Raw genomic sequence first — 21,279 nt, 5'->3', positions numbered from 1 at the left:
GGACGCGCAAATTCCAAAACGACTGTGCAGGAAGCGAAAGGTGGCGGGAGCACTGGAGGGACCTATAGGAGCGCCATTTCCGGGCGATTCGTGACAACGAAATACGGCAAGTCGCACCCGCGTACGACTATCAAAGACAGCTAATTTTTACTTTTAGAAAGGTTTTTCAATGGCTCAATGTACAGCGCCGAGGGAAGGACATCGTTCAGCGAACGCAGCTGCGAACTGCCCAGCATGCCGAGGTAGCAGCCGTTATGGTGGTTACCGTAGTTATAGCACTTATAATAGCGGTTACGGATCGTATTCCTCGTACTCGCCTTCGGTCAGCTCCTCGTCGGGAAGCAGCAGTGGTGGATCAGGCCGGGTACGAGCGAAGTGGTCCAAAGCCGGTTCTTCCACATTGTACACTCCCACAGAGGTACGGGCACTTACGCCGATCCGCGAGACTGCCGAGAGCAGAGCGCAGTTACCTGACCTCCGTGACGTCTTCCTATGTCATGCATGGGATGATCGACAGGGGGATGCCAAGGAGTTGCATGATCTTCTCGAAGAACGTGGTGTATCAGTCTGGTTCAGCGAAAAGGACGTCGCTCTTGGTACGTCGTTGCTTCGCGAAATCGATAAAGGGTTGGTGAAGTCGCGGGTTGGTATCGTGTTGGTAACGCCGGCATTGCTACGCCGCCTCCCAGCGGCTGGCGTTGCCGACAAAGAGCTTTCGGCGTTGCTGGCTACCGAACAGCTCGTACCCATAGTCCATAATACGACTTACGAAGCCCTGCGCAACGTGAGCCCACTTCTGGCATCGCGTAGCGGCCTGAGCACCGGAGAAGACACGATGGCGGTAGTAGCGGACAAGCTTGCCGAACTTGTTGCGGCTTAGGCTTAGCTAGGAATGTTTCCATGTTGAAAACCGATACACGTCAGGCGAATTGGCGCCGAGCCAACCCGGCGAAATATTACGCTCATCTTGCCGTTCAACGCGCGGTGAAGGCGGGTGAACTCGAAAAGCAGACGTGCGAGGTGTGCGGAGTTGAGGCGGTCGATGCTCATCACGACCGATACGATCAACCCCTAAAAGTACGTTGGCTATGCCGGCTACATCACACTCGGCTTCACCATCGTGGTGAAGACCTGTTCCCAATTCGACCACGTGAAATCTGTTAGAAGCGATTGTACTTGCCGAGTAACAGGAACAGCATGTTTTCTTGCGTTGATCAGGCGCCTCACGCTCAGGGCATAGAATTTATAAATGCTTCAAGCTCTGCTATGCTTGTCATGACATGCTCAAATTCTGGGATCTCGCCGAAGACCATCGCCGACATGCGACTATAGTCGCGGGAAAGTCTGTCGCGCATCTCTGGCGTGGGAACGAGCCGATAGCTCCCCGGTACCGCACGATCGTAGCGATGGTCGGGTGCGCGAAACATAAGTTCCTTATGGGCTCTGCATGCCTCCGCCAGTTCGTTCATTGAAGCCGTTTCCTCGCCATACGCGCCGTTAGTCCAGATTTGATGGACGTCATAGTAGTGACGCGAATATCGATTGAGATCTGGGACAGGCTTGTCAGGATTTTGCTCGCCGGTTCGCTTCTCGGTCATTTCGGTCATCGCGTGGAGGATAAGCACCTTTTCCCAGAAAGTTCTTTCCGGCTTCACCGTTGTCACTCCGTGGACAGCCAGATCGTTCGCTAAGCTTAACTCAGATGCGATGTATGGAGTGATCGTGCGAGTTTCGACAGGGACCGGATCGGGGCGGGCCCCGCCTTCTATCCTTACTGCAGGCTGAACGTAATCAATGTCGCCTGCAAACACGCTCTTATAGGCGACGACCAGAATATCCAGGGCATCGCGTTTCCGATAGGCATCATAGCCGTATTCAACGGCAAAGTGTCCTGCCTCGCCGATGGCGACCTCGATCTCTTCGATCTTTCGCAAAAGCTGGTCACGCAAGGGGCCGGAAATGTAAGTGCGTGCGGCCTCATCAACCTTGTCCGCGAGCATTCTTTGCTGCTTGGTCACAGAGCCCTGTTCAGCGATTTCTTTCTCGAGGGGAGCGTCGATATCGGCCTTATAGATGCCGATGTCGATGTCTTCCGAGAACCGCTTGATGACGTCATAGGCCTTGCTCAGGCTGGTGCCACCCTTGAAATAGAGATTGACCGGGTCGCCTTCTCGCTGATTGAACAAAAAGTCCAGGATCCAGCAGACATATAGATCCTTTTCGACATTCTCTGCGCGTGTCTGGAGCCCGGCCGCTACTGCCGCATATAGCGCGCGGCGTTCGTCAGGGCTCGATCGAAGAACTTCAATGAACGTCGTCTGCATCTGGGGTCTTCTCTTGTTCGTTCTGGTTCGGCGCCAAAGCGTCTGCGATTTCTTGCGCAGCCGGATACATCCATGCCGGCATAGCTGCGAGGTTCGCTCGCAGATCGCCAGAGATCGCTTGTCGGCTCGGGCTGTTCTTTAGTTTCTGGATAATTCCATTTATCGCAGGTTCAAGGCTTTTGGGTTCATCGCGTAACCAGGCCAACGCCTGAACGATGCGCATTGCCGGTCGTCCGGCCCAGAATGCGGCCTTTGCCGAAGCTCTCTTGAAGTCAAGCCTGTAGACAACCGGTGTGCTTGCCTGAATATCACCTGCGGCAGCATCGATCTCAATCGTTCGAGGGTAAGTGTCTGCGTGGATGGTCGATCGTGCGGGAGCAGCTGTCGTGAGACCGAGGTCGTTCGCCGCAGTCATTCCATCGACGAGGATTCGAAGTTTGTCCCGACGGGCAATCGCATCGACGAAAGACGCGCGCGGTGGAAAAACCAGCTTTCCCGTGAGCTTGCTGACGGAGGGTTTGTCATAAAGGCCGCGATATGGCCGGCGAATATCGCCTCGATTCGTCAGGCGTTGCAGCGCCTTCTCTACAGCGTTTGGGCTGGCCAAATCCAGGAAGTCACCGCGAGACCATACACCCGAAGGCGCGTCAGCGGCGATTCGTGCGTAGATGCGCTCGAGCGTATCTGATGTCGGATCAGGCATAAAAGACTCTCCAGTGTCCAAAGATTATATTCAAATTCTGGTCAGTGACAAGCTGTCCAAAGTTTGAGTACAAATTCTGGTCAGTAAATCTGAGATGCCGGTATCGATCGATGCCGAACGAGCACTTTCGGTAGAGGCCAGACGATAAGAGCACGCGATGGTGTCGCCGCACCGACGGAAAACAGCCCAATCCCGCTCTCATGCGATGGCGTCCTGGCCCGGGGCCGGATCTTCCACGATCAACCCGCAAGGGGTCCGCTAGCAAGCTGCGGCCGCTTGGCTGCGCCGCCGCGGTGATCGCCCCCGCCCCCGTGCCTTTTTGGAGCCATCGAGCGGGAATTGGCCCGCTCCCCAAATGGAGCCACTTCAATGTCGCACGATCTTTCTCTCGCACAGTCTCATGCCTTCCAGCTTTCTCGCGACCTGATGGTCCCGGTCACCGTCTTCGAAGTCGACGGTGAATATGGCGTCCTACCCTCTGACGAGATCGACGCTGATGATGACCTCTCGGTCATTCATGAATTTCATCCGTGGCCGGCCCATTGAGCCGGCCGTTTCTCTCTTTGTTGCCGCTGGCGCCCTGTCGGCCGCAAGGGAAGCTCCGCCGCGGCCGGTGCAAATTTGCACCTTGATTGCCGCGCCCTTGCCCCCTCCGCTCTTCGCGGCGGGATGAAGATGGCCTGCAGGATTGCGGGAATAAGGAAGGGAGGGCCGCTACGCGGCCGATGAACCTATGAAACGAGAAGAGTTAGAGGCGCTGCGCGCCAGCGTCAGTTGTGAAGCCCTGCTGGAGCATGCCGGATACGAAATCGATCTGAAGGAAAGCACCCGCCGCGCCGTCAAATACCGGCATGGCGGCAACATCATCATCGTGACGCACGACGGACGCGGCTGGTTCGATCCGCTCAGCGATGAGAAAGGTGACGTCTTCGGTCTTGCCATGTTCCTCGCCGCCGTCTCGTTTCCGATCGCAGCGAAGAATATAGCATCTCTTGTCGGTTTTCAGCTCTCCCGCCCGGAATGGCGGTCTCCGCGGTCTTCGGCGCAGGTCGAGGACATCGGTGACCGTTGGAGAAGTCGCCGGGCGCCCTCACCCAGTTCTGGGGCGTGGCGCTATCTGTGCTGGGGGCGTTGGATTCCGGTTGCGATCATCCGGCAGGCAATCCGGGAAGATGTTCTGCGAGAGGGAGCTTTTGGCAGCATGTGGGCTGCGCATGTGGACGGTGACGGCGCTGTTGTCGGCTGGGAAGAGCGTGGTCCCGAGTGGCGCGGCTTCGCGACCGGTGGTTCGAAGATCCTGTTCCGGCTTGGATCGATCGCGGCCACCCGCCTATGCGTCACCGAGGCCGCGATCGATGCGATGAGCCTCGCAGCACTCGAAGGTTCGCGCGACGAAACTCTCTATCTCAGCACCGGTGGCGGATGGTCTCCGGCGACAGATGCCGCCCTCGCTGTGCTGGCCGCTCGCCCGGGTACCAATCTCGTCGCTGCCACCGACGCAAATTCCCAGGGCGATGCTTATGCGGAGCGGTTGCGAGCGATCGCGGTGGCATCCGGCTGCGACTGGCAGCGCCTCCGTCCGCCGGCCGACGATTGGAACGCGGTTCTCCAAAATCGAGAAAGAGAAAAACGAGAAAGGAGGGAGGGAAAGAGGAATGAGGCCTGCCGCATGCGTGCCGGCCGCATCAAGGGAAGCTTCGCCCGGCAAGAGCCGGCCCTTGACCCGCCCGGACACGAGGCCGGCCGCTCGGGAGGGGTGATCAAGGACTGAAGAGGATAGTGAGGTCGAAACGACAGTGCTGCCTTCGGTCCCCAAACCCCGAAAGGTAAAGGCTTATGACCCCGACATACCTCCCCCGCAAGATATTCCAGGGCGTCGCCAAACGCTCCGACATGTTCCGGCTGTTCGATCGGCATCGTGATCGCCCCAATCGTCTCGATGGTGACCAATCGGGCATCTATGCTGGCGAGTGGTTGGAAATCGACGAGACCTCCTACACCTACATGCTCGATATCCTGCCGCCGCTGTGGATGCGCGGTCCGATCTTTGCCATGCGCGAGTTCATGACGGGCTCCGTGACCTCGGTCTTCTACGCCATCCGGATCGACGGTGCGGTCCGCCACTTCCACGCCTATTGCGACCTCTCCGATCAGAATTCCGTGGAAGGAATGCGCTCGGCGATTGTCGCGCGCGAGAGTCGCCCTGTCCGGGCCATGAGCCGCGAAGAACGGCTCGAACATATCTGGAGCACCACAGCCGTCGAGTATCGCGGCTATGCCGGCGACCGCTGGCCGAGACCGATGCAGGGAAATCGAACGGTGATGCTCTATGGCGGCAAGGAGGGAAGCTTCCTCAAACTGCTCGACACCCTGACCGACGACGAGATTGCCGCCAAGCTGCCGGTGCATCTGCGCCACCTCCCCTCCACCCTGGCCGCCTGAGCCAGGCCATCCTCGCAAATCGGTGCTGCCGCCGGTCGAAACGTCGACCGGACGATTACGCACGCCTTCATTTCAAAGGAGCCCCCCATGAGCAATGACCCATTTACCTTCGACATGTTCGGCAGCTCCGCGCTGTCGTCCGGCCTCGGGCTTGGCGTCACCGCATTTGGCGACTTCGAACCCATGGCGGCCAATGATGATGAGCCCGACCCCACGCCGCCGCCCGTCGCTCCGGCCTTGCCGGTCGCGATTACCCCTGCAGGCCGAATTGGCCGGCGCCAGAACTTCTACCTCGACGGCGATCGCGGCCTCGGCGCTTCCTGGAAGGACCGCGCTCGTGCCAACATCGCGGCGATCCTTGTCGCCGATGACATTGCCAAGCAGGACCGGCCGGCAACACCCAAGGAGCAAGCCCAACTGATCCGCTTCACCGGTTTTGGTGCCGGTGAGCTGTCGAACGGCATGTTCCGCCGGCCCGGTGAGGTCGATTTCCGGCAGGGCTGGGACGGTCTCGGCTCCTCGCTTGAGAGCGCGGTCTCCGACGCAGATTATGCATCGCTGGCCCGCTGCACCCAATATGCGCATTTCACGCCGGAATTCATCATCCGTGCGATCTGGTCCGGGATCGCAAAACTCGGCTGGCGCGGCGGCCGCGTACTGGAGCCAGGCATCGGCACGGGCCTGTTCCCGGCCCTGATGCCGGAGGCCTTCCGCGATGCCGCCTATGTCACCGGAATCGAACTCGATCCGGTCACGGCCCGCATCGTCGGCCTGCTGCAGCCGAAGGCCCGGATCATCAATGGCGACTTCGCCCGCACCGATCTGGCGCCGATCTACGATCTTACCATCGGCAACCCGCCCTTCTCCGATCGCATCGTCCGCTCGGACCGCGCCTACCGATCGCTCGCCCTGCGCCTGCACGACTACTTCATCGCCCGATCGATCGACCTGCTGAAGCCTGGCGCGCTCGCCGCCTTCGTGACCTCACATGGCACGATGGACAAGGCCGATACGGCAGCGCGCGAACATATCGCCAAATCCGCCGATCTGATCGCGGCGATCCGGCTCCCCGAGGGTAGCTTCCGTCGGGATGCCGGGACCGATGTCGTCGTTGACATCCTCTTCTTCCGCAAGCGAAAGCTCGGTGAGCCGGAGGGCGACCAGCTGTGGCTTGATGTCGATGAGGTCAGGCCGGCCATTGATGATGAGGGAGCCATCCGCGTGAACAGGTGGTTCGCCCGTCATCCCGACTTCGTGCTCGGCATACACGCGCTGACTTCGGGGCAGTTCGGCGAGACCTACACATGCCGGCCCCACGAAGGCAAGGATCTCGACGCGGCCCTCTCCGCTGCCATCGAGCTTCTGCCGGCCGATCTCTACGACGGCGAGCCCCCGCCCATCGACATCGATCTGGAAGACGAACTCGCCGAGATCGTCGATCTGCAGCCGAAGGGCGGGCTTGTTCGCGAGGGCAGCTTCTTTCTCGACCGCTCCAAGGGGCTGATGCAGATGCTCGACGGCTCGGCCGTTCCGACTACCGTCCGCAAAGGCCGTACCGGCGACGGGATCTCGGAGAAGCATGTCCGGATCATCTCGAAGCTCATCCCGATCCGCGATGCGGTGCGCGAGGTGCTGAAGGCGCAAGAGACCGATCGGCCGTGGCGCGATCTTCAGGTCCGCCTGCGCATCGCCTGGTCAAGCTTTGTACGCGATTTCGGGCCGATCAACCACACCACCGTCTCCGTCCAAGAGGATGTCGAGACCAGCGAGGTCAAGGAGACACATCGACAGCCGAACCTTGCACCCTTCCGCGACGACCCGGATTGCTGGCTGGTGGCGTCGATCGAGGATTATGATCTGGAGACCGACACGGCGAAGCCCGGTCCGATCTTCTCCGAACGCGTGATTGCGCCGCCCGCGGCGCCGACCATCACGTCGCCGGCCGATGCACTCGCAGTCGTGCTGAATGAACGCGGCCAAGTCGATATCGACCATGTCGCCGAGCTGTTGCACGCCGATCCCGCAGCCGTGATCGACGAGCTTGGTGACGCCGTGTTTCGCGATCCCGCCGACGGATCCTGGAAGACAGCCGATGGATACCTCTCCGGCGCTGTCCGCACCAAGCTCGCAGTGGCGCAGGCAGCAGCCGAACTCGATCCGGCCTATGAGCGCAATGTCCGCGCTCTGACCGATGTTCAGCCGGCCGATCTTCGCCCCTCCGACATCACCGCGCGTCTTGGCGCGCCATGGATTCCGGCTTCCGATGTAGTCGCCTTCGTTAAGGAGAAGATGGAGGCGGACATTCGCATCCACCATATGCCCGAACTGGGGTCATGGACGGTCGAGGCGCGTCAGCTGGGCTACAGCGCCGCCGGGACATCAGAGTGGGGAACGAGCCGCCGCCATGCTGGCGATCTGCTCGCAGATGCGCTCAACAGTCGGGTGCCGCAGATCTTCGACGTGTTCAGGGACGTCGATGGCGAGCGTCGTGTCCTCAATGTCGTGGACACCGAAGCGGCGCGCGACAAGCTGCAGAGGATCAAGCAGTCCTTCCAGGACTGGGTCTGGACAGATTCAGATCGCACCGACCGGCTGGCCCGCGATTATAACGATCGTTTCAACAATATCGCGCCGCGCAAATTCGACGGCTCCCATCTCAAACTTCCCGGCGCCTCTGGCGCCTTCGTTCTCTATGGCCACCAGAAACGGGGCATCTGGCGGATCATCGCCGATGGTTCGACCTATCTCGCCCATGCCGTCGGCGCCGGCAAGACAATGACCATGGCCGCCGCCATCATGGAACAGCGCCGGCTCGGTCTGATCGCCAAGGCGATGCTGGTCGTGCCCGGCCATTGCCTGGCGCAGGCCGCCCGCGAATTCCTCGCGCTCTATCCCAATGCCCGTATTCTCGTCGCCGACGAGACCAATTTCACCAAGGATAAGCGCGCACGGTTCCTGTCACGCGCGGCGACAGCCACCTGGGATGCGATCATCATCACGCATTCGGCCTTTCGCTTCATCGCTGTCCCCTCGGCATTCGAACAGGCGATGATCCAGGACGAGCTGCAGCTCTACGAGGATCTGCTGACCAAGGTCGACAGCGAGGACCGTGTCTCGCGCAAGCGCCTCGAGCGGCTGAAGGAAGGTTTGCAGGAGCGCCTGGAGGGGCTCGCTACCCGCAAGGACGATCTTCTGACCATCTCCGAGATCGGTGTCGACCAGATCGTCGTCGACGAGGCGCAGGAATTCCGCAAACTGTCCTTCGCCACCAATATGTCGACGCTGAAGGGGATCGATCCCAATGGCTCGCAACGCGCCTGGGACCTCTATGTGAAGTCGCGCTATATCGAGACGAAGAACCCCGGCCGCGCACTCGTTCTCGCCTCCGGCACGCCGATCACCAACACGCTCGGCGAAATGTTCTCCATTCAGCGCTTGCTTGGCCATGAGGCACTTACTGATCGCGGGCTGCACGAGTTCGACGCCTGGGCCTCTTGCTTTGGCGATACGACGACCGAGCTCGAAATCCAGCCATCGGGCAAATACAAGCCGGTCAGCCGCTTTGCGAGCTTCGTCAACGTGCCGGAGCTGATCGCCATGTTCCGGTCCTTCGCAGACGTGGTCATGCCGGACGATCTCAGGCGGTTCGTGAAGGTCCCGAACCTATCGACCGGGCGCCGGCAGATCCTGACGGCCAAGCCGACTGTGCTCTTCAAGACCTATCAGCAGATGCTCGATGGCCGGATCAAGGCGATCGAGAAGCGCGAGGGGCCAGCCAAACCCGGCGACGACATTCTGCTGTCGGTCATCACCGATGGGCGCCATGCGGCGATCGACCTTCGCTTCGTCATGCCGGCGGCCGAGAACGAGGCGGACAACAAGCTCAATCTTCTCGTGCGCAACGCCCACCGGATCTGGAAGGAAACCGGTGAGGCGATCTACCGCCGCCCGGACGGGAAAGACTTCGATCTGCCGGGTGCCGCCCAGATGATCTTTTCCGACCTCGGCACGATCAATGTCGAAAAGACCCGCGGCTTTTCGGCCTATCGCTTCATCCGCGACGAACTGATCCGGCTCGGTGTGCCGGCATCACAGATTGCCTTCATGCAGGACTTCAAGAAGACCGAGGCCAAGCAGCGGCTCTTTGGCGATGTCCGTGCCGGCAAAGTTCGCTTCCTGATTGGCTCGTCGGAAACTATGGGTACGGGCGTCAACGCCCAGCTGAGGCTCAAAGCCCTCCATCATCTCGATGTGCCATGGCTGCCATCGCAGATCGAGCAACGCGAAGGCCGGATCGTGCGCCAGGGCAACCAGCACGACGAGGTCGATATCTTCGCCTATGCCACAGAAGGCTCGCTCGATGCCTCCATGTGGCAAAACAATGAGCGTAAGGCCCGGTTCATCGCGGCCGCCTTGTCCGGCGACACGTCGATCCGGCGGCTCGAAGATGTTGGTGAAGGTGCCGCCAACCAGTTCGCCATGGCCAAGGCGATCGCATCCGGCGATGAGCGGCTGATGCAGAAGGCTGGCCTCGAGGCCGACATCGCGCGACTGGAGCGTCTGCGTGCCGCTCATGAAGACGATCAGTATGCTGTCCGTCGGCAGATGCGCGACGCCGAACGCGAGATCGAGGTCTCGACGCGGCGTATCGACGAGATCGGCCAGGACATCGAGCGCCTCCGGCCGACCACTGGCGATGCGTTCACCATGACGGTGCTCGGCCAGAACCATGCTGAGCGCAAGGAAGCCGGTCGCGCATTGATGAAGGAGATCCTGACACTGCTTCAGCTGCAGCAGGAGGGCGAGGTGCATCTGGCGACAATCGGCGGTTTCGATCTCGTTTATGAGGGTGAGCGCTTCGGCAAGGGCGATAGCTATCGCTACGAGACCCTGCTCCAGCGCACCGGGGCGGAATACGAGGTAGATCTAGCGATCACGGTCACGCCACTCGGCGCCATCTCACGACTGGAGCATGCACTCGACGGCTTCGACGACGAGCAGCGCCAGTATCGCCGGCGGCTTGAGGAGGCCGAGCGCCGGCTGGTGTCGTATCAAACGCGCACCGGTGGCCTGTTCCAGTTCGCCACAGAGCTGGATGCCAAGCGAAAGCAGCTGCGTGAGGTCGAGGATGATCTGGCCGCCGAGGTGGTCGCCGAGACCGACGAAGCGAGAGCCGCGCCAGCTGCATAGCTACACTGCACAATAAATGGATGCGGCATGATCAAAAAAGGATCATAACGCACCCAGCTGATGCACATGACGGTCACCTCCCAGTTCCGTCGCAGCAGCTGTTCCCCTCTGGAGGTTCAAAATCTCCACGCTTTACGGGCCGCGGTTTTCACCGACGGCCCTTTTTTCTTCAGGTTTGGTGGTCTTCAGCTGGCGTTGGCAGCTTCAATGGCCTCGCGTTCGGATTGTTCTGGCAGCCATGTGGTGTTGGCCCTGATAAACAGGATGACGGTCAAAACCTCCGCGAGCATGTCAGCATGACCGTCATCAAGATCGTCGAACGTCGCATCACCATGCTTCATGGCGGCGCTGACTCTGCCTGCGGCTGCAAGAACGAGATCGGGGACGTCCTCGTAACCGATGGCCGCCTGTTCCATGAGGCCACCAATAGAGGACTTCGAGAGCGGTTTACCGGTCCTGCGATCCCTCCACCGCTTTTCTTCCTGATAAACAGCGGCATTGTCGACCTCTCGGAGGCGGATTACCGCATCTTCGCGAGCGTGGTAGTCTGTTGGAGGTATCGATCTGGCTACGTCCAGTATCAGCTGGTTCATCAGAACGGCGAGACTGTATTCTTCTTCCATGAACACCCCGACAGTGTCTGTCCGGCGGAGATCCCAACACGGTGCGATATGGGAGAGCGGGCGGAGGACGGCACGGTCAAGCCATTCGCTTTTTCCGAAGAAGTGCATTACCGCGTCCTGCGACCATTCAATCTCATCTTTCTTCCGCGCCATAAATCCCCTCTTAGCGATACCTCGGTGCAAGCATTCCGATTTCAGGGGGACGTTCGCAAGGCAAATTCCACGCCTTTGGCAACGAACTTTGGCAGATCCGCGATATTGAGTGCGCGTGAAAGCGCTGAAAGTCTCTCAATATCGATGACCTTCTCCTCGCCAGCGATCATCGCCTGCAGCTGGTCGGCCGATATTCCCGCAGCTGTGGCGACGGGTTCAAGGTTGCCACCAGCAAAGTCTCTCACTATTCGTGACAGCGCCTCTGGGAACGGATGGTAGTCCAGCTGGAATGCAATGTGCTGTTCCCAGTTTTTTTCCTGCGTCTCATTCGTGCGTGTCGGAATGAAACCCCTGCGCTCCGATAGCCACGTAAGCGCGGTGTCGCGTTCAACGCTCGCTGGCTTGCCCGTTGTCTGAATGCCTTCCTTGCTAAGGCTGTTCCGCACTGCAGCTTCCGTCATTCCCGCAAGAAGACTGAGCCCTCGGATGCTGATTGTATGGTTTTCCTGCAGATGGTAACGCGCGATCGCCATGTCGACGACATGGCGAACCTTGCCGTCGTCCCAAAGCCAGGGTGACTGTGATCCCTCGAATGAATGCGGTGTCACTCCAACGCTGAAGCCACAGATCTCGTACCAATCATCGCCGTCGAACTGCCAGTAGGCTCCCGTTTGGAAAGCAAAATCGTAGGCACGGTCGATGAGCCGGGAAATGTTGAACCGTTTGAGATCGATCTTCTCCCGATCGTCATCATGGAGCCCGCTATCCCAGGAGTCGATTTCGACGCCAAGAAACTGGTTGGCGACTTCTGGATTGAGGGTCAGCGAAATTTGGGAGGCCTGGACGAACAAAATCTCCCGTAATTCATTCATCGCCTCGTCCTTTTGGAACGGGAGGTTCGAGGTCTGGATCGCACTCATGCCACGCCTCCCTGCGACTTCAGGAGGCCAATCTTTTCGATGAGGTTCTTCTTTGCTGCCATGATTTGGGTTGCGTTCGTCTTGGCTGAGAGTTGATCTACAGGTTTGGTGCCGAGAAAGGCTGCTACTCGCTCCGCGTTTGCGCCACTCGGATGCGGCATTCCATCGAGAATTTGCTCAGGCCGCAAGAGGCCAAGGCCCGCAAGATGCTGAAGGGCGATTGCAGGCTTGGGACCAAGCGGAAGCCAGACAGCCCCTTGAAGCGCCCTTGCCTCTTCCGCCAGATAGGTCTCGATCATGTCCCGAAGAACCGGGGTCTTCAGCATATGCGGATTACCGTTGTAATTTTCTCCATTCACAAAAACAGGATACCGCAGGGCCGAGGTGAAATGCACCTGTTCGCCGGCTTCCGTGAACAGCGACGCCGTTGAGACGATATTGAACAGGGCATTCAATCCGACGCTATCCATCATGCGCACGAGATTGTTGCGTGTTCCGCCTCCGCTAAAGCTGGCGGTCAGCTTTGCTGCGCGCAGGGCATCTTCGGTTGATCGACCGCTCTGAATCTGGGCTCGTGCTGCGACAGCTGCGTTGATCGCCTGGGCGCGGCCAGGCGTGATCCCGACAACGACCAGTTTCGCGCGGTGCGCGATGTGATCAAATGGAGAGTAGTATACTTCGACTGCGCCATCCTTTTTGTACACGAGGCCATCCCTCGTATTCAAATCGGAATAGGGGTCAGCCCCCTTTGCCGTGGCAATGATCGGTAGGAAGCGCTGGCGGGTTGAATTCTGTTCGACCAAGGGGTTTGGCTCCTGTTGGATTCTTCGTGTGCTTCAGGCGGAAAAGTGCTGCTTGCGGTTTGCACGGGCCGCCGTGACGATGCGTTGCTCGTCGCCGACGATGAGATAGGCATTTTGAAACCGCTGCAGACGTTGGACTTCCTGTTTGCTCAGGACTGCCGCAGCATCGGCAAGGGATTGGCGCGTCAGAAACATCGTCTGGGCGCCTTTGGAATTTCTGGACTCTCCAAAGAAGTAGAGTTGGCCGACGATCTCGGATGGGATGCCGCGCTGCTGCGCTCTTGTGCGTGCATGGTGGGTGAGTTCGACCTGGGTCATCTGCATCTCCGTGATGAGATGCGTTATACACCGATATCATTTCCGTACAATACGCAAAATGATAAAAGTGTATCATCGATATAATTTAATCTGAGATGGAGAGGAAATGAGGAAAAACCGGTCGCCGATCAGTCCTCCTGCCGCCTCTATCGCTCAACCGCCGCCTGCGCGATCCCGGCCGCTTGTCCTTCGCAGGGCATATGCCCCGCTTGTCCGGCGCAGCAGGGATGCTCGGTCGCAGTTGCGGCAGTCCGGCAGCTCGGCGGTCCGGGGGGTGTCTTCGAGAAAAATGAAGACAGAAAGGGCTGGCAAGGCGCCGGTCTGAACCCCGAAAGGATAGAACCCATGCAGATCATGAAGGTTGACCCACGCGCCCTGAAGGAAAATCCCGACCGGATGCGCCAGTCGAAGTCGTCGCCGCAGGCCGACGCGTTGATGCTGGCGACGATCAAGGCCGTTGGCATCGTCCAACCGCCTGTCGTCGCACCGGAAACCGATGGGGGGAACGGCTACATCATCGACGCCGGCCACCGCCGCGTGCGGCTCGCGATCGCCGCCGGCCTCGAAGAAATCGAAATTCTGGTGGCAGACGCTGCCAACGACAATGGCGCGATGCGCTCCATGGTCGAAAACTCGGTTCGCGAACCGCTTAACCCCGTCGACCAGTGGCGCGGTATCGAACGGCTGGTCGCTCTCGGCTGGACGGAGGAAGCGATCGCGGTCGCTCTCGCCCTTCCCGTCCGCCAGATCCGCAAGCTGCGTCTCCTCGCCAATGTCCTGCCGGCCATGCTTGAACAGATGGCGCTGGGCGACATGCCTTCGGAGCAACAGTTGCGCATCATCGCGGCTGCCGGCCAGGTGGACCAGAAGGAGGTCTGGAAGGCGGATAGGCCGAAGAAGGGCGACACGGCAGCGTGGTGGTCGATCGCCAATGCGCTGACCAAGAAACGGATGTACGCCAGGGACGCAAGCTTTGGCGACGATCTTGCCCAGGCCTACGGGATCGAATGGGTCGAGGACCTCTTCGCACCGGCCGACCAGGATGGCCGCTACACCACGAATGTTGAGGGCTTCCTCGGCGCCCAGCATGAATGGATGACCAGCAATCTGCCGAAGCGCGGCGGGATCGTCGAGGTCAACAGCTGGGGCCAGCCCGAACTGCCGAAGAAGGCAAGCCAAGTCTACGGCAAACCGTCGAAGTCCGACCACACGGCGATCTATCTCGATCGCGACGGTAAGGTGCAGACGGTGCATTACCGCATGCCTGAGGCGGCGAAGCCGAAGGGGATTGCTGGCGACGGACAGGTTACTGGCGGCGATGAGGCCGATGCAATCGCGGCGCCGAAGGTCCGGCCTGATGTTACCCAGAAAGGCCATGACATGATCGGTGATTTCCGCACGGACGCACTCCACGATGCGCTCGGCCGCGCGCCGATCGGGGACGACATGCTTATGGCGCTGATGGTGCTGGCCTTCGCCGGCCAGAACGTCCGCGTCGACTCCGGCGCTGATGGGACCTTCTATGGCGGCAAGCGTTTCTCGCGCCACGCGGTCGGCCTGTTTGACGAGCATGGCAAGCTCGCCTTCGATCAGGACCGGCTTCGGGTCGCCGCGCGCTCCGTGCTGATCGACGTTCTCTCGTGCCGTCGCGGCATGTCGAACAGCGGCATGATCGCGCGTATCGCCGGCGATGCGATCGGCGCCGACGAATTCCTCCCGAACATGGGTTCGGAAGATTTTCTTTTGTGCCTGTCGCGCCAGGCGCTGGAGGCGTCCTGCGCCGAGGCATCGGTACTGCCGCGGCAGAAGGTGCGCGAAACCCGCGCAGCACTGGTCGAGCACTTCGCAACTCAGCACTTCGTTCATCCGTCCGGCCGCTTCGCCCCGCCGACTGACGAGCTGCTCGACTGGATCCGCGCAGGTGCGGCCACTGACGTAATCGGCTCGGGCGGGCACGAGGATGACGACGGTCATGGTGAGGACCTCGGTGAGGAGCAGGACGACCACGCCGGCGAAGAAGAGGAGCATGACGGTCCGGAGGGCACCGATGTCGGCTCCGAGGACGAGCACGGTCAGGATTTCGATCAGAGGGCGGCAGCATGACCGCCGCCGCCCTGTCGAACATGGCAGCACCCACCCCCGATCTTTCGGGGGTGGAGTTTGGCACCAGCGCCGACGGCTTGCCCGTGGCCCGCATAGATGACCTGGTCATCGCGATGGTCACAGCACCGAGCAGCTTTGCCTATCTCGCGAGCGCGGTCTTTGTCCGCAGGCCGCTCTCCGAGCTGACGCGGGCCGACTTCATCGGGCATGATGGCCGGGTGGCAGGCGAGGTCGAGTTCCGAGCTCGCGTCGCCGAGACCGCAGGTCATAAACGCGATCTGGCGAAGTTGAACCGCGTCCAGATCCGTATGTCGGCAAGCACGCCCTGGGGCGGATCGCAGATGGCTGTTATCTATGCCGACGGTGTCGTTGCCCACAGTACAGCCGGCCACGGCGGCTTCCATCTTTCTCCCGCTCGCAATGCTAAAATCCATCCGCTGCTGCGGAAGGACACCCCATGGTACGAGGAAGATTGCGAATGGGCGATCGTGGCGCTCAGGTTTCCGGAGCTGTTTACCGGATATGAGCGGTCGATGGCCGAAAAGACCATCCGCAATACCTGGCCGGATGTCTGGGAGGCGATCCACGGCTGCGCGCTGACTGAGGGTGAAAGCGGGGCCAAGGACCGACAAGCGTTCGATCAACGTCATGCGGCGGACTATATTGTCATGTCGGCGATCTTTTCCGACCAGAACCCCGGAATGACCGAGGTCGTGGCGGCCGTCGGCGGTAACCGGAGATCCGGCGACGATGAGCGTCGCTTCCTGGTGCCAAGCGATGAGTATGCCAGGCGCGGCCGGTTTGGCTTCGTTATCGATCCCGCCCGTCATGCCGAATATCACGGGGCATCTTCCTTCATCGGCTGGCGAGGCCGGGAGAATGGATCATGACCGCCGTCCTTGCTTCCAGATCGCTGGCGAAGGCAATCGGCGCCCAACGCGAAACCCAGCGGCATCTGGATTGTCTGACCCGGCAGATTGCGGCGCGCGCCGGGCGGCAGGCTATCACTGTGAAGGTTCGGAGCAGGGCGCGTCGCCGATCCGGCTCTCGTCTCAATCATCAGGAGCTTGCCGACCGTCTGGCCTTTGAACGCTGGGGCGAACTCGACACGCTCACATGCAGGCTGGTCGTGCAGGAGCAGATCATCGATGAGCTCGCGGATTGCGATGATGTGCCTGTTTTGCCTCGCGCGGGATAGGCAGCCCTGAAACCGAGTGAGCGGCGGGGTGCTTTGTCACCACCATGCGGCCACCAGGTTGGCGGGCTTGGCCATCTCGCCTCCCTGCAGCTGGTATTTGATATCGGGCCCGTGCCGGACTGCCCTTCTTTTCGTTGCGGTCTGAACCAGCGGCCGGTCGTTTCAAGGCCGCTGTCGCGCCGCGGGGCGGCCGACCCGACCTCACTGCGCGAGGGCGGGCTCTCGGTCCCAAGCAGGTCGAAACCTGCTGGCCCGCAAACCTACCCTGCTGGCTCAGTCGGATCGGACCTGTGAAGCCGCCCGTCCTTTGCCGGTTCTGGTCGTCCGCATCGAAGGGCAGACCGGCACGGGCCGGAACCGCTTCGGCAGCCACGGAAGGAACAGACATGGCCAAGCCCGCTACACCCAATCGCTCCAACGCTAGGTCTCAGCAATCGCGCCGCGGCACCACACTCGAAATGGTCCGCCTCTCCTGCCCCGACGCCACCCAGGCACTCAAGATCGCCGAAAGCTTCGGCACCACGGTCGTCGACAGCGATGGCATCCGCAGCCTGCATGAGCGGCTGATCGTCGAGACCGCCGACAGCCTCTCCGAAGGCCTGGGCGAAAAGGCCATGCAGATCCATCTGCAAAGGATCGTCGGGGCCTTTGTCGGATCGGCGCATGGCGCCGGACAGTTCTACTCCCGGGCTGTCACCGAGGCGCGTGACGCAACCGCCAAGGCATCGAACGATGCCCGCGACGAGGATCTCGACGGTCCCGTCGGCTATGACAGCGGCGCCCAGCGCAAACGGGAATTCGCGGCCGACATGGGCGTCCAGTCCCACGCGCTGCGCATGGCAGCCGAGGGCGCGGTGGCCGCCTACGAACAGGTGGTTGGCGAGACCTGGAAGCCCTTCGACCGACCGGTCGAGAACCCGGGCGCATCGCTCGACCGCAAGGCGGCCGAGGCTCAGATGGCCGTTTTCGGCTGACACGATCGGCGGAGGTGACCCCGCCTTTTCCTTCCCTGACTGGCCGCCGCTTGCCCGCGCCGGCCTTTTTTCATGTCGGAGAGCAGGCCTGGAGATGCGCCTGTCGCGGCCCGTCCCGGTCGGCGGTCCTGCAGGAGCCGGGCGCCCCTGCAACGGCTTTGCCGTCCTCCACGCTGTTGCGGCCGTTCCGGTGCATGGCACACCATCGGCCCCTGACCTCGGACCTCCGTGACGGACCGGGATAGGCGCGGTTCCTGAAAAGGAGAAGGAAGAGATGGCCAAGAAAGCGGGTACTGATCGTGCCGACATCTACACTCGGATCACCGAACGGATCGTCGAGGATCTGGAATCTGGCGTTCGCCCCTGGATGAAACCTTGGAGCGCCGCCTATACGAATGGCCGCATCACACGGCCGATACGCCATAACGGTCTGCCCTATTCAGGCATGAACGTGCTTCTCCTGTGGTCGGAGCAGATGTCGCGCGGCTTCGCCTCCCCGATGTGGATGACCTTCAAACAGGCGCTGGAAGTGGGCGGCGCCGTGCGGAAAGGCGAGACGGGTTCGACGGTCGTCTTCGCCAGCCGGTTCACCAAGTCGGTGGCCGACGGAAACGGCAATGACGTCGATCGGGAAATCCCCTTTCTGAAGGCATACTCAGTCTTCAATATCGAGCAAATCGAGGGCTTGCCAGATAGCTATTATGCCCCGCCGGCAAAGGTGCTGGATCCGATTGAGCGGATCGAGAGCGCCGACCACTTCTTTCGTAACACAGGCGCCGTCATCCGCCATGGCGGTAGCCAGGCCTATTATTCACCGGGCCTGGACTCTATCCAGATGCCACCCTTCGAGGCTTTTCGCGATGCTGCCGGCTACGCGGCCGTCCTCAGCCATGAGGCAACCCATTGGACGGCGGCGAAACACCGCGTCGGGCGTGATCTGTCGCGCTATGCGAAAGACCGGACGGAGCGCGCACGTGAGGAACTGATTGCCGAGCTGGGCAGTTGCTTTTTGTGCGCCGATCTCGGGATCGCTCCGGAGCTTGAGCCGAGGCCGGATCATGCGTCCTACCTGCAGTCGTGGCTTTCGGTGCTTGCCAATGACAAGCGGGCGATCTTCCAGGCGGCGGCTCACGCACAGAGGGCCGTGAGCTTTCTTCATTCCTTGCAGCCGGAAACGGAGGTGAAGGCTGCGGCTTGACGGTCAAACGTGGTCGGCACCACCGGTGGCGGCCGCGTGATCGGCATCATGCTGATCGCCGTTCCGCTGATCCTGGAGGCCTTGTGCAATGTCAGCATCAAGCCTTCCCCAGATCGACGGTTTTGCAGCGTCGGGTTTCCGTTTGCGGGATGGTTTTCGTTCGACGATGAACGGCTTGGTCTGCTGACGCATTGTTCCTCCAGGCTGCGATTCGCGGATGCACGATATCGCAGGAGGCATAGCGGGCAAGCCGTCCAACGTTTGCGGCGGCCTCGTTTCCCCAACTGAAGCAAGCGGTGACGGCGGTGCGAGCGAGGCGATGGAACGGATGCCATTCTTGCCCAGGGCAAATGCCGGGCGACGCCATCGCCATATCCCTTCACGCCAGAGTTTCCGGCAGCCCATCTGCGGGCTCGATGAGGCATGTCTGACCGAAGACCGGCTTCGCCTCGATCGTCCTACCGCAACGACATGTCGCTGATTTCTTACCCCGGAAGGCTGCACCTTCCTCCTCTCCCGCTAACAAATCTGCGACTTGTCGCCCTCCATTTCATTGCGGCCCAATCGCCACCCCCACGCTCAAGCGCGATGGGGACCCCGGCTGGGTGCGGTCCGATCGTCCCCGGTCTTTGCGACTGCCATCGAGGCCGCGATGGGCGCGGCCCGATACACAGAAAAGGAACACGACAATGGCTACCATCGGCACCTTCACCTCCACTGAAAACGGCTTCACCGGCTCCATTCGCACTCTCGCCCTCAACGTCAAGGCACGCATCGCCCGGGTCGAAAACCCCTCCGACAAGGGCCCGCAGTTCCGCGTCTACGCCGGCAGCGTTGAACTCGGCGCCGCCTGGCAGAAAACCTCCGAGCAGGGCCGCGACTACCTCTCGGTCAAGCTCGACGATCCGAGCTTCCCGGCTCCGATCTATGCAACGCTCGCCGAGGTCGAAGGCGAGAAGGAACTGTCGCTCATCTGGTCCCGCCCGAACCGGGACTGATCGACATCACGAGGCTCCGCCACTGGCGGAGCCTTCTCTCCTGAATGAGAGCCAAAGCCGGACCGGCATCGAGCCGGGGCCGGCTTTTTTGGTGCCATACGGAGAGGTGGGAAGCTGCTCAGAATTAACGATGGTGCCAAGCGGCAATGCCGGCCTCAAGGATGAGCGGTTCCCCCAATCTGCTCCACCCGCCTGAAAGGCGGCTTCCGCAAATCGGCTCCCCCACTCCCCGGCTCTGCCGGTCGCATCCGCGATCCTTGACCCCGCCATCCCCGCTCGAACCCGGCGGTCATCTTTCACAAACGTCAAGGAGACGAAGATGATCTACGAACTCGAAATCCAGATCGAAGAACTGCGGGTCGAGCTGCGCAACGCTGTCGATGGCGCCGAGCGTCGCCAGATCCAGGCCGAGCTTGAAATCGCCCAGGCGGAGCTGATTGTCGCGGACGCCGAGCTGGACGGCCTTGCAGAAGTCGAACCGCCTTTCTGAGGCGGTTTCCATCGTCCGTGGTCTTCGAAGTCGAGCTGCCGCAATTCTCCTGTCGATCCCATTGCATCGACATTGGGAATGATGCGGATCGTGCGTCCTGCCGCAACCTGATGCCGGCAGAATTTTCCCCACCTTCGGCTCCTCGCGGCCCAAAATTCAGCCGTCCCCAGGTCCTCCGCTGCGCTCCGGCCGTTACCGATGCAGCACTCCTTCCCGATCCGCATTTCATCCCCGCGACGAAACGCAATCGACAGCAGAAATCATATGCAACAGCTCGCTAAATTCTTAACAGCAACCGGTCGTCGGCTTGGCACCCTCGCAAAGGTCATCGGTCACCTGTTTCGCAAGGGCAAGCTCGCTCTGAAGGTCGCGATCAAGATCCCGTTCATAGTCGAGATCGAGATCAGCTACGAAGTCGACGGCAAGCGACCCGAGTAAGGCGCCGTCAGGGCCGCTTCGGCCGCCCATAATCTCTACCGTCCACGGGCAAATATCCGCTAGGTGGCTTCTTTGAGACCTTGAGCGCAGGGACGATAGCCCTTAGCTTGCTTTTGACGGGTGAGGGTTAGGAACAGATTGACCGCATCTTCTTCCCGCTCGAAATGATGGTTCATGCACTGCCCCCGTCGACCGATCCGCCCCCATGAGCGGATCAGGCAGGCTTCCCCGAACAGTGTGCCGGTGATCTCCATCGCGTAGAAGCGAGCCATGTTTTTCGTGGCATCGGTGCGTTCGACATAGAGATGATAGGGCTGAGCGATCATGCCCGTAGAATCTGAAATTTCGCAAACGACGTCCAACGACACTTATGAATCGGTGAATGCGTATCGATTCATTTCAGT

The 21,279-nt window shown here is 60.7% G+C and carries 22 protein-coding genes; 14 read left to right on the top strand and 8 right to left on the bottom strand.

Features of this window, described 5'->3' with window-relative positions:
- Positions 1-169: 169 nt before the first annotated feature.
- Positions 170-880, top strand: coding sequence for a toll/interleukin-1 receptor domain-containing protein (locus tag ACQZ63_RS26585; RefSeq protein ID WP_448799523.1), 711 nt, complete (start codon positions 170-172; stop codon positions 878-880).
- Positions 881-900: 20 nt separating this feature from the next.
- The gene (locus ACQZ63_RS26580) at positions 901-1,164 is read left to right on the top strand and encodes a hypothetical protein (protein ID WP_448799521.1); all 264 of its coding nucleotides are present in this window, start codon (positions 901-903) and stop codon (positions 1,162-1,164) included.
- Between the two features lie 65 nt (positions 1,165-1,229).
- Here the strand turns inward: ACQZ63_RS26580 and ACQZ63_RS26575 are convergent, their stop codons facing one another.
- The gene (locus ACQZ63_RS26575; protein WP_448799520.1) at positions 1,230-2,324 is read right to left on the bottom strand and encodes a nucleotidyl transferase AbiEii/AbiGii toxin family protein; all 1,095 of its coding nucleotides are present in this window, start codon (positions 2,322-2,324) and stop codon (positions 1,230-1,232) included.
- On the bottom strand, positions 2,305-3,027 hold the full coding sequence (locus ACQZ63_RS26570) for a DUF6088 family protein (protein ID WP_448799519.1): 723 nt from the start codon (positions 3,025-3,027) through the stop codon (positions 2,305-2,307). The genes ACQZ63_RS26575 and ACQZ63_RS26570 overlap by 20 nt, the downstream gene beginning before the upstream one ends.
- 369 nt (positions 3,028-3,396) lie before the next feature.
- On the opposite strand from ACQZ63_RS26570, the gene ACQZ63_RS26565 reads away from it, so the two are divergent.
- The 4 genes from ACQZ63_RS26565 (at position 3,397) to ACQZ63_RS26550 (ending at position 10,659) form a co-directional block, all read left to right on the top strand.
- Entirely contained in the window at positions 3,397-3,573 is a 177-nt protein-coding gene (locus tag ACQZ63_RS26565) for a hypothetical protein (protein WP_011654724.1), read from the top strand.
- Positions 3,574-3,760: 187 nt separating this feature from the next.
- The gene (locus ACQZ63_RS26560) at positions 3,761-4,798 is read left to right on the top strand and encodes a DUF3991 and toprim domain-containing protein (protein WP_448799518.1); all 1,038 of its coding nucleotides are present in this window, start codon (positions 3,761-3,763) and stop codon (positions 4,796-4,798) included.
- A gap of 65 nt (positions 4,799-4,863) precedes the next feature.
- Positions 4,864-5,469, top strand: coding sequence for a DUF1419 domain-containing protein (locus ACQZ63_RS26555; protein ID WP_448799517.1), 606 nt, complete (start codon positions 4,864-4,866; stop codon positions 5,467-5,469).
- Between the two features lie 87 nt (positions 5,470-5,556).
- Complete coding sequence (locus tag ACQZ63_RS26550) at positions 5,557-10,659, top strand: DEAD/DEAH box helicase family protein (protein ID WP_448799516.1); 5,103 nt, start codon at positions 5,557-5,559, stop codon at positions 10,657-10,659.
- A gap of 185 nt (positions 10,660-10,844) precedes the next feature.
- Here the strand turns inward: ACQZ63_RS26550 and ACQZ63_RS26545 are convergent, their stop codons facing one another.
- Genes ACQZ63_RS26545 through ACQZ63_RS26530 form a run of 4 tightly spaced genes read right to left on the bottom strand, consistent with a single transcriptional unit; the run spans position 10,845 to position 13,476 of the window.
- Positions 10,845-11,435 carry a hypothetical protein gene (locus ACQZ63_RS26545; protein WP_448799515.1) on the bottom strand — a complete coding sequence of 197 codons (591 nt, stop codon included), beginning with the start codon at positions 11,433-11,435 and terminating at the stop codon, positions 10,845-10,847.
- Positions 11,436-11,476: 41 nt separating this feature from the next.
- On the bottom strand, positions 11,477-12,355 hold the full coding sequence (locus tag ACQZ63_RS26540; protein WP_448799514.1) for a helix-turn-helix domain-containing protein: 879 nt from the start codon (positions 12,353-12,355) through the stop codon (positions 11,477-11,479).
- Positions 12,352-13,158 carry a hypothetical protein gene (locus ACQZ63_RS26535; RefSeq protein WP_448799513.1) on the bottom strand — a complete coding sequence of 269 codons (807 nt, stop codon included), beginning with the start codon at positions 13,156-13,158 and terminating at the stop codon, positions 12,352-12,354. The genes ACQZ63_RS26540 and ACQZ63_RS26535 overlap by 4 nt, the downstream gene beginning before the upstream one ends.
- A gap of 33 nt (positions 13,159-13,191) precedes the next feature.
- Positions 13,192-13,476 (bottom strand): hypothetical protein, encoded by a 285-nt coding sequence (locus ACQZ63_RS26530; protein ID WP_448799511.1) that lies wholly within the window; start codon positions 13,474-13,476, stop codon positions 13,192-13,194.
- Between the two features lie 345 nt (positions 13,477-13,821).
- Between ACQZ63_RS26530 and ACQZ63_RS26525 the strand changes: the two genes are divergently transcribed.
- From ACQZ63_RS26525 to ACQZ63_RS26505, 5 genes are all read left to right on the top strand, one after another.
- Positions 13,822-15,579, top strand: coding sequence for a ParB/RepB/Spo0J family partition protein (locus ACQZ63_RS26525; RefSeq protein ID WP_448799510.1), 1,758 nt, complete (start codon positions 13,822-13,824; stop codon positions 15,577-15,579).
- The gene (locus tag ACQZ63_RS26520) at positions 15,576-16,469 is read left to right on the top strand and encodes a DUF7007 domain-containing protein (RefSeq protein ID WP_448799509.1); all 894 of its coding nucleotides are present in this window, start codon (positions 15,576-15,578) and stop codon (positions 16,467-16,469) included. The genes ACQZ63_RS26525 and ACQZ63_RS26520 overlap by 4 nt, the downstream gene beginning before the upstream one ends.
- Positions 16,466-16,777 carry a hypothetical protein gene (locus ACQZ63_RS26515; protein WP_448799508.1) on the top strand — a complete coding sequence of 104 codons (312 nt, stop codon included), beginning with the start codon at positions 16,466-16,468 and terminating at the stop codon, positions 16,775-16,777. The genes ACQZ63_RS26520 and ACQZ63_RS26515 overlap by 4 nt, the downstream gene beginning before the upstream one ends.
- Before the next feature lie 386 nt (positions 16,778-17,163).
- Complete coding sequence (locus ACQZ63_RS26510) at positions 17,164-17,751, top strand: hypothetical protein (protein ID WP_448799507.1); 588 nt, start codon at positions 17,164-17,166, stop codon at positions 17,749-17,751.
- A gap of 274 nt (positions 17,752-18,025) precedes the next feature.
- Positions 18,026-18,949, top strand: coding sequence for an ArdC family protein (locus ACQZ63_RS26505; protein WP_448799506.1), 924 nt, complete (start codon positions 18,026-18,028; stop codon positions 18,947-18,949).
- Between the two features lie 3 nt (positions 18,950-18,952).
- On the opposite strand, the gene ACQZ63_RS26500 is transcribed toward ACQZ63_RS26505, so the two are convergent.
- Positions 18,953-19,141, bottom strand: a complete 189-nt coding sequence (locus tag ACQZ63_RS26500) for a hypothetical protein (protein ID WP_448799505.1) — start codon at positions 19,139-19,141, stop codon at positions 18,953-18,955.
- A 497-nt stretch (positions 19,142-19,638) separates the two neighbouring features.
- Between ACQZ63_RS26500 and ACQZ63_RS26495 the strand changes: the two genes are divergently transcribed.
- From ACQZ63_RS26495 to ACQZ63_RS26485, 3 genes are all read left to right on the top strand, one after another.
- Positions 19,639-19,947: a DUF736 domain-containing protein gene (locus tag ACQZ63_RS26495; protein WP_448799504.1), complete on the top strand. Its 309-nt coding sequence runs from the start codon at positions 19,639-19,641 to the stop codon at positions 19,945-19,947.
- A gap of 319 nt (positions 19,948-20,266) precedes the next feature.
- Complete coding sequence (locus ACQZ63_RS26490) at positions 20,267-20,437, top strand: hypothetical protein (protein ID WP_448799503.1); 171 nt, start codon at positions 20,267-20,269, stop codon at positions 20,435-20,437.
- A 264-nt stretch (positions 20,438-20,701) separates the two neighbouring features.
- Positions 20,702-20,875 carry a hypothetical protein gene (locus tag ACQZ63_RS26485; RefSeq protein ID WP_448799502.1) on the top strand — a complete coding sequence of 58 codons (174 nt, stop codon included), beginning with the start codon at positions 20,702-20,704 and terminating at the stop codon, positions 20,873-20,875.
- A 59-nt stretch (positions 20,876-20,934) separates the two neighbouring features.
- Here the strand turns inward: ACQZ63_RS26485 and ACQZ63_RS26480 are convergent, their stop codons facing one another.
- Positions 20,935-21,201, bottom strand: a complete 267-nt coding sequence (locus ACQZ63_RS26480) for a WGR domain-containing protein (protein WP_448799501.1) — start codon at positions 21,199-21,201, stop codon at positions 20,935-20,937.
- Positions 21,202-21,279 lie beyond the last annotated feature (78 nt).

This window comes from Agrobacterium sp. CG160-95 (assembly GCF_053521725.1).
The sequence above is the reverse complement of the archived record's forward strand: the minus strand, read 5'-3'. Positions and strand labels throughout refer to the sequence as shown.